At 44.0% G+C, this 14,848-nt stretch carries 12 protein-coding genes; 6 read left to right on the top strand and 6 right to left on the bottom strand.

The features are described 5' to 3' along the window. Position 1: 1 nt before the first annotated feature. Together V1U08_RS14660 and V1U08_RS14655 are read right to left on the bottom strand one after the other, a co-directional pair. Positions 2-1,906, bottom strand: a complete 1,905-nt coding sequence (locus V1U08_RS14660) for a TRAP transporter permease (RefSeq protein ID WP_330470895.1) — start codon at positions 1,904-1,906, stop codon at positions 2-4. A gap of 13 nt (positions 1,907-1,919) precedes the next feature. Beyond that, the gene (locus V1U08_RS14655) at positions 1,920-2,861 is read right to left on the bottom strand and encodes a TAXI family TRAP transporter solute-binding subunit (protein WP_020334225.1); all 942 of its coding nucleotides are present in this window, start codon (positions 2,859-2,861) and stop codon (positions 1,920-1,922) included. Between the two features lie 430 nt (positions 2,862-3,291). On the opposite strand from V1U08_RS14655, the gene glaH reads away from it, so the two are divergent. Beyond that, a complete protein-coding gene (gene glaH / locus V1U08_RS14650; protein WP_014233866.1) occupies positions 3,292-4,248 on the top strand; it encodes a glutarate dioxygenase GlaH in 957 nt (318 codons plus the stop codon). Between the two features lie 97 nt (positions 4,249-4,345). Further along, entirely contained in the window at positions 4,346-5,581 is a 1,236-nt protein-coding gene (lhgO, locus tag V1U08_RS14645; RefSeq protein WP_239947338.1) for an L-2-hydroxyglutarate oxidase, read from the top strand. A gap of 105 nt (positions 5,582-5,686) precedes the next feature. On the opposite strand, the gene V1U08_RS14640 is transcribed toward lhgO, so the two are convergent. Beyond that, the gene (locus V1U08_RS14640) at positions 5,687-6,616 is read right to left on the bottom strand and encodes a LysR family transcriptional regulator (protein WP_024372793.1); all 930 of its coding nucleotides are present in this window, start codon (positions 6,614-6,616) and stop codon (positions 5,687-5,689) included. Positions 6,617-6,712: 96 nt separating this feature from the next. On the opposite strand from V1U08_RS14640, the gene V1U08_RS14635 reads away from it, so the two are divergent. Further along, complete coding sequence (locus V1U08_RS14635; protein ID WP_330470894.1) at positions 6,713-7,627, top strand: DMT family transporter; 915 nt, start codon at positions 6,713-6,715, stop codon at positions 7,625-7,627. A 514-nt stretch (positions 7,628-8,141) separates the two neighbouring features. After that, positions 8,142-9,020, top strand: coding sequence for a helix-turn-helix transcriptional regulator (locus V1U08_RS14630; RefSeq protein WP_330470893.1), 879 nt, complete (start codon positions 8,142-8,144; stop codon positions 9,018-9,020). A 37-nt stretch (positions 9,021-9,057) separates the two neighbouring features. Here the strand turns inward: V1U08_RS14630 and V1U08_RS14625 are convergent, their stop codons facing one another. Together V1U08_RS14625 and V1U08_RS14620 are read right to left on the bottom strand one after the other, a co-directional pair. Further along, a complete protein-coding gene (locus V1U08_RS14625) occupies positions 9,058-9,723 on the bottom strand; it encodes a gamma-glutamyl-gamma-aminobutyrate hydrolase family protein (RefSeq protein ID WP_330470892.1) in 666 nt (221 codons plus the stop codon). After that, positions 9,696-10,670: an amidoligase family protein gene (locus V1U08_RS14620; RefSeq protein ID WP_330470891.1), complete on the bottom strand. Its 975-nt coding sequence runs from the start codon at positions 10,668-10,670 to the stop codon at positions 9,696-9,698. Before V1U08_RS14620 ends, V1U08_RS14625 begins: the two co-directional genes overlap by 28 nt. Positions 10,671-11,181: 511 nt before the next feature. Here V1U08_RS14620 and V1U08_RS14615 point away from each other — a divergent pair. Then, positions 11,182-11,949 (top strand): glucose 1-dehydrogenase, encoded by a 768-nt coding sequence (locus V1U08_RS14615; RefSeq protein WP_330470890.1) that lies wholly within the window; start codon positions 11,182-11,184, stop codon positions 11,947-11,949. 239 nt (positions 11,950-12,188) lie between these two features. Then, positions 12,189-13,844 carry a tannase/feruloyl esterase family alpha/beta hydrolase gene (locus tag V1U08_RS14610; RefSeq protein WP_330470889.1) on the top strand — a complete coding sequence of 552 codons (1,656 nt, stop codon included), beginning with the start codon at positions 12,189-12,191 and terminating at the stop codon, positions 13,842-13,844. A 71-nt stretch (positions 13,845-13,915) separates the two neighbouring features. Here V1U08_RS14610 and V1U08_RS14605 read toward each other — a convergent pair whose 3' ends face one another. Further along, positions 13,916-14,776, bottom strand: a complete 861-nt coding sequence (locus V1U08_RS14605; RefSeq protein WP_330470888.1) for an aldo/keto reductase — start codon at positions 14,774-14,776, stop codon at positions 13,916-13,918. Positions 14,777-14,848: the final 72 nt, after the last annotated feature.

The following is a 14,848-nucleotide window of genomic DNA, read 5'->3' as shown; positions in this document are numbered from 1 at the left end:
GCTAATCAGCACTGGCTTTGAGTGGTGTCAATACTTTCAGCTGGTTCAAAACGGTAACCAGAAGAATACCCACTGTAGCCGCGATGTTAATCACATCACTATCGCCAAATGCCAACACAAGCGCACTGACGAACAGGATCCCCCTTGCCACCTTCGACAAAGGATTAAACAACCTGCCTTCAATACTGCCCGCAAACGCAACGATCAAGGCGAGTGTGTAGATGACTGAAAGAACAAATGGGAACAATGAGAACTCTTTAAACCAGATGAGGTTGCCGTGGGCCATCATAATAGGAATTAGGAAGAATCCTTGCGCCAACTTCATCGCCTGAATCGCAGATTTCATTGGTGACGCATTTGCAATACCAGCGCCTGCAAACGCTGCCAGAGCGATCGGCGGAGTGATATTAGAGGTCTGTGACAACCAAAAAACGATCATGTGCGCGGCAAGCAGGCTAACACCTAAATCGGTCAGTGCTGGTACCGCCATCACTGACAATATGATATACGCAGCAGTAACCGGTAGCCCCATTCCCAGAACCAACGCAGCTAACGCCACCAGCCCGAGAACCGACCATAATTGACCGCCCGACATGGCAAGCAGGAACTGAGTGAATTGTAGACCAATGCCGGTTTGTCCAATCACGCCAACGATAATACCTGCACAAGCACAAGCCACAGAGATAGGCAGAGCCATCAGTGCCCCTTCCTTCATTCCCTGTAAGATCAGTTTCAATGAAACTCGCGTCGATTTACGCACCATAGCCGCAGCAAGAATAGCGCCACACCCTGCAATTCCGACCAGAACAGGCGAGTAACTCAACATCAATAGCACCGTAATAAAGACTAATGGTGCTAAGAAGTGCCAGCCTCGGATCAGAACAATTTTGATGCTCTCTATTTGCGCCATACCTTTCAAGCCGAGCTTACACGCCATCAAATGGATATAAAGCAACGTTGAAAGAAAGTAGAGAATGGCAGGAACAATCGAAACCAGAAGGATCTCTGAGTAAGCGATGCCGGTAAACTGCGCCATAACAAAGGCTCCAGCCCCCATCACTGGCGGCATAATTTGCCCACCGGTTGACGCTGCCGCTTCAATGCCAGCCGCCTGCTCTGGTCGGTAACCTAGCTTTTTCATCATCGGAATGGTCAGCGAGCCCGTCGTAACCGTATTCGCAATGGCTGATCCAGAAATCGAACCCAGCGCAGCAGAAGCGATCACGCTCGCCTTTGCAGGCCCACCGCGATACTTACCAGCCAGAGCGAAAGCACAGTCGATAAAAAATTGACCCGCTCCGGTAACCTGAAGAAAGGCACCAAATAGCACGAAGGTAAATACCACGCCTGCGGCAATTCCCAATGGTGCTCCGTACACGCCGTTAGTCGAGAAAATATGGAAGCGAATCATCTCTTCAATAGAAAAACTCTTACTTGCGATGGCATCCGGTAAGTGCGAGCCAAACATTGCATAGAGAATAAAGACGATTGCCAACCAAGACATCACGGCACCAACAGTACGTCGCGTCGCCTCAAGCAACATCGCGATGACGACTACGCCTGCAAATGTATCCGTCAGTTGAAGACCATCCCTCAGAAAGCTCATATCATCGTAATCGAACACGCTAATACGCCAGGTTGCCCAGATGGTAAGTACCATGCAACACAGATCGATCATTCTCCCAAGCAGGTAGACTAATGTGGTTCTGTTTAAAGAGAATGTCGGCTTAACCAAAAATACCAATACCAGCACCCAGCTAATATGAATGGGGCGAAAAGTAGGCGCAGCTAACGACGCTGTAATGCCTTGCCATATCTGAAATGCTGATAACGACACAGCAAAAATGGCGGCGACAGCAATCAGACGCTCGGTAACCAACAGGTTCCAGTTTCTATTGTCTTTCATTCACTGACCTGCCCTACTGCGCTTGCTTACTCTGCTGCTCTTGAAGATACTTTTGGGCACCCGGATGCAGAGACACAGCGCTTAGCTGGTTCATATTTTCCACCGTCGTGAATTTTGCAACACTGAGTGAATTTTGTAATGCTGACGCGTTTTCAAAAATTAAGCGGGTCATGTTGTAAGCCAACTCTTCGTCAAGTCGCTGGTTAACGACCAAAACGTTCCAAACAGCTGGTGCCGTAAAGCTTTCTACACCGTTATACACGCCCTGCTCTACCTGCACTGACTGATACGCAGGAAGCGCACCCATGATAGATTTCATGTCTTCAGCGGAGAAATTAAGCACGCGAATATCTCGTGTCAGAGCCAATTCAGTGATCGCGCCCAGCCCAGTACCACCGACAAAAACCCCGGCATCAATCTGACCATTCGCAAGAGCTTCAGCGGTCGCGGAGAAGTTAAGTGACTGAACATTCATACCGTCTTCATCAAGGTCCAATGCAGAGAGAATACTTCTTGCGCTCACTCTGGTGCCTGAACCTGGCGCGCCAAGAGAGACAGTTTTCCCTTTTAAATCTTTCAGTGAGTAGATATCCGAATCTGCACGCACGACAAACTGCACAACGTTTGGATAAAGTGCCGTCAGTACCGCAACATCTAGTGCGCGTGAAAACGGCTTGCTTCCTTCTTGAGCCTGAATAACGACGTCACCCATCGCGAGACCTACCAATTGCTTATCCTGAACCACTTTGATGGTGTTCTCTACTGAAGCCGCCGTTACTTCAACTCGCATATTAAAATCAGGTAAGTTATCGCTCCAGATTTTTGCCAGAACGCCACCATATGGGTAGTAAGTCCCACTCTGGCTTCCTGTACCTATGGTGTAATTTTCTGCCTGAGCACCACCCACAACACTTAACATGGAAAATAGCAGCAGCGTTTTAATTGTTTTTTTCATAATGTCCTCACGTTATTGATCTTATAAATACTCCATGTCGGCTTTTACACACCATTAACAACACTGACAAACCCGAATCCTGGCTTTTGAGATATTAATAAATAAAAGTTGCTGCAAAAAAGATGAAAAATGGCGTTTTCAATATCAATAAGTGATGAAAGGAATCTCTTTTATTAATAAAAGTGAACGAAAACGGCATTTTCGTCCGGCTAGATACGTAATCCATCTATTTTATAGATTGAAAGTATATTTTCGATATATTGAACATATGGGACCAACACTGTTAACCTTTTTGCAACAGGAAAGAACCACGGATAAACAGGGTGCTCCCCATTAGGCCGCTCAACACCAAGTGGTAGACAAGTAATATCTACCACTAAGAATCAAAAGCTGAACTGGGACATCTTTTGCTGAAATAAAAGGAATAACCATGACACTAAGCATCAAAGACAGCGTAAATTCAGAACTACAAGGCATCACCGTTAACCCACATCCGGTAAATGGCCGTTTGCAGGTGATTACTCTTGGAAAGGACTTATTAGAGAAGTTTAATGATCTGACTTGTGAGTGGGATCTTCAAGCCATTGAGTACAAGCCATTTCTTCGCTTTGCTGTAGCGGAAGCACTGGATAAAGCATCCGACTATCAACTCGGTAAGCTGCTTGTTCAGATTATGGATGATCGTAATCAAGGCGCATTTCTTCTCGAAGCTTGTGATGAAGTACGAGCAGAATATGAAGACACCGAGATCCAACGTCGTTACTTCGTCAAACTCTCTACGGCAATTTCGCACATGATTGGTCTGCCAAACTTTGATGCCATGTACGGTAAATATTATGCCCGTTTTACTGTGCGTAATGTTGACGACAGTGACAGCTACCTACGTCAGGCTCACCGCCGTATGGAAATGCACAACGACGGTACCTACGTCGATGAACGCACGGATTTCGTATTGATGATGAAAATGGAAGAGAGCAACATGCAAGGCGGCGATTCGCTGTTACTGCATCTTGATGACTGGCAGGACCTAGACAAATTCTATAATCATCCAATGGCGAAGCAAGACATTACTTGGGGCGCGCCACCAAGCAAAAATACCGGTTATGACATTGAGCACCCTGTATTTTTTGAAGAAGATGCTGAAGGTAAACCACACTTCCTGTTCATTGACCAATTTGCGAAACCTAAAAATCGACGTGAAGGTTTGTACCTGTATGAAATTGGTGAGTCTCTTGAAAATGATCCGAACTGTTTCAATGTACGTGTCAACGTCGGTTCTATGCTGGTTGTTCACAACCACCGTTGGCTACACGGACGAGATAAATTTGTACCGCATCCAGATCTAAGTCGTGAACTACTTCGCCAGAGAGGTTCATTTTCACGCTAAATGTTACTGAGCCAGGGAACGGTCTGGCACCACCAAACTAAATAACAATAATTAGCCCGTGTGCAATAACACGGGCACTACTATTTTGGAGATTTCAATGGAAAAGCCGTACGACTATGTGATTCTCGGAGGCGGAATTGTCGGAATATCAACAGCATGGCAACTGAAGCAGCGCTACCCAACCGCACGTGTTTTGGTATTAGAAAAAGAATCAGAAGTATCCATGCATCAGACCGGACATAACAGTGGTGTTATTCACGCTGGTGTTTACTACCAACCTGGCAGCCTGAAGGCCCAGTTCTGTCGAGAAGGGGTTGAAAAGACGATCAGTTTTTGTGAAAAGCATGACATACCTTATGATCAATGCGGCAAATTGTTGGTTTCAACAAACCAGACAGAATATGAGCGAATGCAAGCCCTGTATGAACGCTGTGCGCAAAATGGAATTGAAGCAGAGCTGCTTGATGAAGCTGAACTGCGAAAACGAGAGCCGAATATTACCGGCAACGGCGCTATTTACGTCAAATCGACCGCCATTGTTAACTATCGTCTGGTCACGAAGAAAATGGCGGAAGAGTTTAAAGCCTGTGGGGGCGAACTAAAACTGGGAACGGAAGTTCAGGATATTGAAGAAACCGCCGACAGTATTGTTCTGCATTGTCGTAGTGGTAACACTTCCCACACTTACCACGCCCAATTTCTAATCACTTGCGCTGGACTGATGGCCGATCGCATCACGCGCATGCTCAATATAGACACCGATTTTCAAATCGTCCCTTATCGTGGGGAGTATTATCGCTTGCCAGCGAAATACAACCAGATCGTCAACCACCTCATCTATCCAATTCCAGATCCAGACTTACCTTTCCTTGGTGTGCATCTGACGCGAATGATTGATGGCAGCGTGACTGTTGGTCCTAATGCCGTACAAGGATGGAAGCGAGAAGGATATGGAAAGTTCAATGTATCCCTGCGTGATATCAGAGATATGGTGACCTTCGCCGGATTCTGGAAAGTGAGCTTTAAGCACTTAAAAACAGGGTTAGCAGAAACCTGGAACTCTTGGTGGAAACCTGGTTACCTGAAAATGGTGCAGAAATATTGTCCGATGCTAGAAGTCAGCGATCTCCAGCCTTATCCCGCTGGTATCCGTGCTCAGGCCGTTCTCAAAGATGGCTCACTAGTGCACGACTTCCTATTTGCTGAAAGCCCGCGCTCATTGCATGTCTGTAATGCGCCTTCGCCAGCCGCGACTTCCGCAATTCCTATCGGCAACTACATCTGCGATAAAGTGGCTGAAAAAACGGCCACGACTCTCTCGGACGCGGCTTAAAATTCATCACGCCCGTTACCGATTGGTAGCGGGTCGATCTTCAACAACTGACACTTATGACTAATCACAATGCATTTGTCGATGCCCGCAATCGAGCAATAAAAATCAGTCAGAACTCACTGCTGTTTCACTCAACCTACTGTGAAGGTACTCCACCAGCACTTTTAACTGACGAGGAATGAATCTGGATTGAGGATACTGAGCGACTATCTTTCCCTGATAACTTCCCTTTACTTCCCATTCTGGAAATAGCGCCTCAACGTCCCCGGACTGTATCAACGCATCAATGGAAAACTCAGGGAAAATCGAAATACCCATCCCTCGTAAAACAGCTTCTTTACGGATTTCGGTATGATTGACCGCAAGTCGCCCATCGATATTAACGGTACGAATCACGCCTTGTTGACCAAAGACCCATTTCCTGTCGACAGGACTTTCACCCAAACGAATACATTGATGGGCAGACAACTCTTCAGGGCTCCTAGGGTAGCCAAATTTTTCCAGATAGCTCTTGCTAGCACAAATGAGTAATCGATTCGTCCCTAATTCTTTGGCAACTAAGCCTTCGACTGGTTTATCGGTAATATGTATCACCATATCGACTTCATGCCCAATAGGATCAATAAAGTGGTCTTCAACAACAAAATGTACCGAGACGTTGGGATATTCTTGTAAGAAGTCCAGAATTAACGGCGAAAGTACTTGGCTGGCCAAGGCTCTGGGGGCGGCAATTCTAATTTCACCAGCAACCTCGCTTTGAGAGGAAAAAGCAGCATCTGTCGCTAATCTCGCAGATTTAAGCATATCCATACATAATCCGTGAACTTCTTCTCCCGCAATGCTTAACCGCATATTTCGGGTAGTACGCTCAAGGAGCTTTTGGCACAAAGCATTCTCCAGCTTAGAGATGGAACGGCTCACAGATGAAGGCGCAACACCGAGCTTTTCCGCTGCTTTAGAAAAACTCCCTTCTTCAATAACGACAACAAAAACGGCCATTTCCGGCAGTAAAGCGATGAGCTTATTTGTGTCCACAGCACAAAAGTCCTTTCCAAATCTATCCATTGTTTCACATAACGTACTAGTGGATATTGATCGAGTCAATTCATACAAGGTTTATAAGGAAAAGATGTGTCTAGCTTAGCGATAAGAGAAAGGCTTTCATTGTTCAATATCCCCGAACTACTGCTTCTGTTAGTCGCCATTGTTTGGGGGACAAGTTATGGCTTAACAAAAAGTGCCATTACCTATACAACAGTGTCCATTTTTATTGCGATTCGCTTTGGGTGGACGTTTTTACTGCTACTCCCAATGATGATCGGGGACTTTGTTCATAGCAAAAACAGAGATTGGCCAGTCGCCCTACCGACTGGAGTCATCCTTGCGGCGATCTTCTTCTTTGAAGTCTATGGAGTTAGTCAGACAACCGCTTCTAACGCAGCATTTCTAATCAGCCTGAATGTCATATTTACCCTGCTTCTGGAAACCTTAACAGGAAGAAGAAAACCAAATCGAACACTGATGTGGCTGTGCTTATTCAGTACAGCAGGTTTACTCATGTTAACCAATAACCACGGTTTCAAAATTACATTCAATCAGGGGGATATCTATATTCTGTGTGCGGCGGCATTGAGGGCAGTTATGGTCATCATGACAAAGAAACTGACTCATGGAAAACAGATAACCAATACCACTCTAACGTGTATTCAGTCATTCATTGTTGCATTTAATGCCTGCTTAATCAGTATTGTATCTCATGAGCCCACCACTCAAGCCCTCCTCCCACAGGCTCCGGAATTTTGGCTTACAACTTCTTTTCTGGTTCTGTTTTGTACATTGTTTGCCTTCTATGCACAAAATTATGCGGTACGGAAAATATCTCCGACCAAAGCGTCACTGCTTATGGGAAGTGAACCTCTGTTTGGCGCTATTTTCTCCCTACTATGGCTGAATGAAGTGTTAACCAGCGTTCAATGGTTAGGCGCAGCGATTCTCCTTATTACGGTACTGAGCGCTTCGTTGAGTAAACTAGGCTCGGAGCATTAGGTCACAGGGTTCGTATCAACTAAAGTGACGAATGTTTGGAAGCCATCATTTAAAATTAAGTGGATGTTAAGAGAAAGGGTATTCCATATGGCCTAAATAAGCTCTAAAAATAACTATGTAAAATACCCTTTAATCTGCATATGTTGTTGAGGATTTTAGTCACTCCGATTATCAAGCTTAGTTTTGATATTCAGATAGGTTTTGGAAAGAGTACATCAAATCCTTTTCCAGTTCCCATTGTGATTGATAACCATAATGCCTCCAGAGAAAATCTCGAGGAATACGACATCCGTATACCATTTCTTTAATCCATAATTTGCGGTTGGCCGCAATCATTTTTTTAATTTTGTTTGAAATTACCATAATGAAGTACCCTTACGTTGATTGGATAACGACATTTTAGTAGTCAGAGATTTTTAGTAGGAGTGCGATTCGTTCAACTATAAGTACTTTCCGCTTAGATTTTGTTATTGTTCTTGAAGTAATTGATTAATAAATATTTTTTGAATATATTATGAAACGTAAATTAGAGCGTGTTCCACAGCGAATAGGTGCTTCTTGGCGCTACTTAAAAATTGTCGAACCTCAAAAGAGTTACGACTGGCATTGCCATGAGGAATATGAAATTGCGATTCACCGCAATTTTTTAGGTAGTTGTTTTGTAGGAAATTATAATAGTGCAATACAGAATAACCACACGATTCTTATCGGCCCTGGGTTACCTCACGCCATCTATTCAGACTCAGTGATTAACGATGGTCAGTGTGAAACTCATGTTATTTGGTTTCAAAAATCCTGGATAGAACAACTGATTCACCATTGCCAAGAGTTAACCCCACTAAAAGAGATTCTGGAAAAAGCTGACCAAGGTTTACAGTTTTCCGCGCAAACTGGAGACAAAGTTGTCAAATTGCTTTCGAATGTACTTGAACTTCCTCCCCCAAACCGACTTGCAATTTTAATTGAAATTTTTTGCCTATTAATCGCGGATAATAATACCGTGCGATTAATAAACCCTATCATCAATGCAACAAACGATGAGAAAAAACGAGTCGATGATAAGATTGAAAGAGCAGAAGCTTACTTATTAACTCATTTTAACGAGAATATTTCACTTCAAGATCTTGCTAACCATTTATTTTTAAGCGAGAGCAGTGTGCGAAGGCTGTTTGCACAACATTTTAACGAAAGCTTTAGCCAAAGATTAAAGAAAATTCGCTTAAATATAGCTTGTGATATGCTCGCTTACACCGACTATCCAATACGAGTAATCCTAGAAAAAGTAGGATACATCAATCAAGCGAACTTCAATCGTCAGTTTAAAAACTATAAAAACGTTACGCCAAAAGAATATCGATTAGCTATGAAACGCTATCAAAAATCCAGTAAATAATATTTAAAGACATTATTTATAGCTTTGGTGGTTATAATTAGCGGCTTAACCTGACTAACCAGCGAAACAACTTAAACTGACTAGGTAGGTAAAACATATACTCGGGATGCCATTGAACACCTCGTATAGGTTGGGATTGTGTGCTTTCGATCGCTTGAATAAAACCGTCCAGATCTCGCCCCGCAACACGTAAGCCATCCCCAACATCTTTTACAGCTTGGTGGTGCAGGCTATTTACCCTCAACTTAGGCTTACCACATAAAGCAAACAGATCTGACTCTCTATCGACGAACACTTGCTTAGTAGGTAGCAAGCCCGGACGATTATAGGTCCGCTTACGTAGCGTCGAGATATCCGCATACAGGTTGCCACCATGCACAACATTCACCAGTTGTGCGCCGCGACATATCCCCAAAATTGGAACCTCGCTTTCTAGCGCCCATTTTATCCACTCTATCTCTAGCTTATCGCGCTCAGGATCAAATTCATCCCGCTCACTGGCTTCGCCACCATAGTGTTCAGGGTCAATATCATCACCGCCGCCAATGACCAGACCATCGAGTGGTTTCCCTGATCTCTGGTGCTTAACGCTGATTCTCTCAGGTTTTGCGCCTGCTAGTATGAGCGCGAGTTTTGTACACCACCACGATGGAGACCAACTACGATGGTTACCTGTTACCCCAATTCTCGGCTTTTTATCCACTGACTGACTTCCTTAACCCAATCACTACGTTTTACACCGATAAGCGGCAGAGACATTTCTTTAAAACGACGAGATAAAAAGTCCAGTGCCTTCGTATCGGCAGCTAAAGCCTCGACCAGATACCATATATTCCAGGACGTCGCGAAGCTCCAATTTGTATTTTCAATCAAACAATCGGGTAAGCGGTAATGAAATGTAGGCCTTTGATTTACTTTGCTATCCTTCACGGCATTATTCACTTTTTCTTCATCAATAAAGGCAAATAGTGGAAGCATATCTAATGCACGATTTCGGCTCGGATTATGAAGAAGATAATCATCGATCAACGCATCCATATCCTGATAGGCCGTGTCGAGAAGCAGTTCAACATAATCTTCAGAATATAGCTGGATGTAAGGGCTGATTTTTCGAGCTAAATTAACGTCGTGCGCTTCATTTAGCCACCATTGAAGTAACCCAAACGCTTGCAAATAGGAGTGAACCGTCTGAACATCTAGCGATGGTAGTTCTGGGTTAATATGGACGCCAAAAGCCGCAACAACTGAATCATCGGTTCCTTTAGCACCAGCATCACGCAATGCTGGAATAAGTGCATCCAACTTTTCCAGCTTATCAATTGGGAATGGCGGAGAAACGATTTCCAATGGAACCACGGATAACGCCAGTTGATGTAAAAAATCCACCCACTCGTGGCCATCATCTTTAACTTTCGCTTCCAGCGCTGTGTTTTTAAGAAATTCCCAGTCTAATTCAACTTTAAACTTACCGTATTCAGGCGTATGTAAAACGTATTCTACAGCGGACTTTTGCTCTAGCTCACCACCAAAAACCGTTTGCAGTATTTGGGTAGCGTCCCCTATGGTCAAACCAGTAAATTCGATCTCAAACCCAACACGGCGAACTTCTTTAGCTTCTGTCGTTGTTAAAGGCGGAGTTTTAAATGCCATAATTGCCTCCACTTATGATGATTACAGATTCGAAAATCGTTTATTCAACAGTACTATTCGTAACATAAAAATCTATCTTAAAAAACATCAAATATTTTCTATTTGTATCATCAGACCAAATTTACACATTAAATATTTTTCATCCCTTTCTCCTTCCATTTCATCAACGGATGATCAGGCAAGGATTAAGGAGTTTAGCCTCATCTCAATTAAAGCTAAAACCGATAGAATTACCTCATCAGTTTGGAGTGTGTTCTATAAATGCTCAACATTCGCACATTCTGAACTCTGCGTAGCTGGACTGAATAAGCTGATTAAATATAAGTGTATTGGCTATCAAATTTCGTCATAAAACTATTTTCATCATAGAGTTACGCGCCTATTAAGTCATGTAAATGATGTCACCTTTCAGTGTCTGGATGTGAATATTAATCATATTCTACGGCTCTGCTTAGCATTATTTTCTAACTCCAACTCAAGCAATAATAATCTTCATTACCGAGGAGGTAATATGTCAGTCTCTTATGATTTTTCCGGTAAAGTTGCGCTAGTGACGGGTGCAGCATCAGGTATGGGTTTTTCTACTGCGAAAGCGTACGCGGAAGCAGGCGCAGCCGTGATGCTGTCCGACGTAAATCCACACGCACTGGATGCAGCGGTAGCAGAAATCACTCAGGCAGGCGGTAAAGCGGCTGGTTTTGTGTGTGACGTGACCAAAGAACAGCAAGTTGAAGCACTTGTCAAACAAACGGTTGAACAATTTGGTGGTTTAGACATGGCGTTCAACAACGCTGGCATTCAAGTTCCTGCAATCGACGCTGCTGATGAGCTGGCCGATGACTTTGACCGAGTAAATTCGATCAATCTGCGTGGAGTTTGGGCAAGCATGAAGCACGAGCTTAAATACATGCGTGAGCAAGGCCACGGCTCTATCGTGAACTGTTCTTCTATCGGCGGCTTGGTTGGGCTGGGTAAATTAGCGTCTTACCATGCATCGAAACACGGTGTGATCGGCCTAACAAAGAGTGCTGCACTGGAATACGCTACGCGCGGTATCCGCGTAAATGCGGTTTGTCCGGCAGCTATCGATACCCCGATGGTCGCAGATATGAAAGAAAAAGGCGTATTGAGCGATGAGATCATCGCCGGCATCCAGCCAATCAGTCGTCTGGGTAAAGGAGAGGAAGTGGCAGCAGCAGTAATGTGGCTAAGCAGCGATGCTTCATCCTTTGTATTGGGTGTAGCTTTACCTGTGGATGGCGGCGCAACCGCACGCTAAGTTGACACAAACATTCTAATATTATTTTCAATGAGCGGGGTTCCCCGCTCTTTTTTATCTTTTGCCAAACTAAACTGCCTCACATTCAAATCAAATATGTACAAATAGGCAATAATTCAATACAAACATATCTTCTCGTCGACGTAGCCTTCGCACACACTCTTTGATGGGTAGGTTTCATAAACAAAACCATTCCCTGCACTACTCTTAGTTGGAATAATGTTACATAGGAAATGCTGATGAAAATCCATCATCTAATACAAAACCAAAAGCTATGTAGAACGACATTATGCGCTTTAGCGGTCTGCGCTAGTATAAATGTTGCCCATGCCACCCCAGAGCAAGATTGTGAGAACCTAACTTCTTACCCTATCTACAACGGAAAAATTACAGAAGCGGAATATATTACCGCTGGTAAATCTGGAAAAGATCCATTTAGAATGTTTACTGGTGCGCCAGACCTTGAGTTTGACTTACCTGCTCACTGTTTAGTTCGTGGAGAAATCGAACCACGCATGACAGCAACTGGCAAAGAAAATGCGCTCAGATTCGAAGTTCGGTTGCCGCAAGACTGGCAGAATCGATTCATTTTCCAAGGTGGTGGCGGTACAGACGGATTTTTAGCTAACGCTATTGGTACAACACCCATTTCAGGCTCCACGGCGACCCCTGCCCTTAACCGAGGATACGCGGTCACCTCAATGAACGGTGGTCACGATGGTGTTGACCCTACCTTTGGTTTAGATCAGCAAGCGAGATTAGACTATGCCTACGCAGCTGTCGGTAAAGTCACTCAAGCGGCTAAAACCATTGTTAATAAATTCTATGATAAACAGCCCGCATTTTCTTATTTTATGGGCTGTTCGAATGGTGGACGTGAAGCAATGATCGCGGCACAGCGCTACCCTGGTGAATATAACGGTGTAATAGCAGCAAATCCTGGTTTTCATTTAAGCCGGGCGGCAATTAGTGAAGTTTGGGATACTCAAACATTAATGGGTATCGCGCCAGCAAATGAGAACGGGCAGAAAGTACTGGCCAATGCGCTCACCAATAAAGATCTACAAACAATATCTGACGCAGTAGTCGCTCAATGTGATGCCAGAGACGGTGTTAAAGATGGGCTTATAAACGACTATAGGAACTGTGATTTCAATCCAGATAACCTCATCTGCAAGGCCTCACCCGATGGTGCATGTCTTAGTGAAGAAAAAGTTACGGCGGTCAAAAAGATTTTTGGCGGAGCTAAAGATAGCCAAGGTAACCTTCTTTACAGCACTTGGCCTTACGATGCAGGAATTACCGCTCCAGGATGGAGAGCGTGGAAACTAGGCTTTTCCCAGGATGCCGCGAAGCCTGATGCTTTAAATGCGGTTCTCGGAGCGGGCTCATTGATGTTTTATTTTATGACGCCCCCTAATCCACAAGCCGACCTGGCTGATTTTGATTTTGACCAAGCCGAATCACTTGTGAAAGAAACAGGCGCACTAAATGATGCAACTTCAACCATGCTAAACACCTTCGTCCAAAATGGTAGTAAGCTGATGATCATCCAAGGTGTATCTGACCCTGTATTCTCTGCTGACGATATTGAAAATTGGTACTTAAAAACCAGGCAAACAACATCAAATGGCGATCAATCTGCTATGAATGAGTGGAATCGATTATTCATGGTGCCGGGAATGACACATTGTGGTGGTGGCCCTGCCCTTGATGATCTTGACCCGCTAACTGCAATGCAGAATTGGGTTGAAAAACAGCAGTCACCTGATTATTTGCCTGCCAAAGGAAAAAGTTTCCCTGGAAAAAATATGCCTGTTTGTGCCTACCCTCAAGTAGCGACATACAAAGGTAAAGGAGATATCAACGCCATCGAATCATATCAATGCATTTAAGTGTTTAACGCTTACTTAATCCCCAATAGGACTAGGACCTATTGGGGATTAATAGTCACTGAAGTTATCGGCTATTTTTGCTGGTAGACAGGGAAGACGCTGGCATCTCCATAATCCTGGATTTTCTGCATATTATTCAGAACATGCATGTCTTCATCTGAAATCACAAAATCAATGTCTGCGTTGTTTTCCATGTGAGCACGATTTGCTGTTTTAGGTAACGGTAAAAGACCTAGTTGCAAATCATAACGAATACAAAGCTGCGGAATAGACACGTTGTATTTGTTCGCCATTTCAGCGATTTCTGCATTTTTAAATAATTCACCATGGCCGACTGGCGAGTAGGCTTCAACCAGCATTCCATGACTTTGTGAATATTCGATGAGCTCTGTAGGCACATTGCTCACATGCGCTAAGACTTGATGTACCATAGGTTTGACGGTACAGCTCGCCAAAATATTATCGAGATCGTACTGAGTAAAGTTCGATAAACCTATCGCTCGAATTTTACCCGCGTTATAAAACTCTTCTAATGCTTTCCAAGCTTGTCGGTTACCTTCTTCAAATCGGTCTTCACTGCCAAAGTCAGGCCATGGCTGAGATCCGTGAATGATCATAAGATCAATATAATCCAACCCCATGATGTCCAGTGAGCGGTTAATAGCATCTACAGATTCTTCATAAGTCTTATAGCCGGCGGCTAATTTTGTCGTAACAAAAATATCTTTCCTTTTAACACCACTCGCTTTAATCGCGGCAGAGACCTCTGCTTCATTGCCGTAATCTTGCGCGCTATCAATATGACGGTAGCCAACTTCAATTGCTTCTTTTACTGCTCTTTCCGCATCACTACCAGTTATCAGCCAGGTTCCGAACCCCAGCTTAGGTATTTCAACACCATTTGAAAGTGTGAAGTTTTCATTTATAACCATAATTCATTCTCCCCTATGACTGGATTTCATCTATCAGCTTAGTCACACACAAAAATATTTGCTGAAAAGCAT

The sequence above is a fragment of the Vibrio sp. YYF0003 genome (assembly GCF_036350715.1).
GTDB lineage: Bacteria > Pseudomonadota > Gammaproteobacteria > Enterobacterales > Vibrionaceae > Vibrio > Vibrio natriegens.
This window is presented reverse-complemented; position numbering and strand designations above follow the sequence as displayed.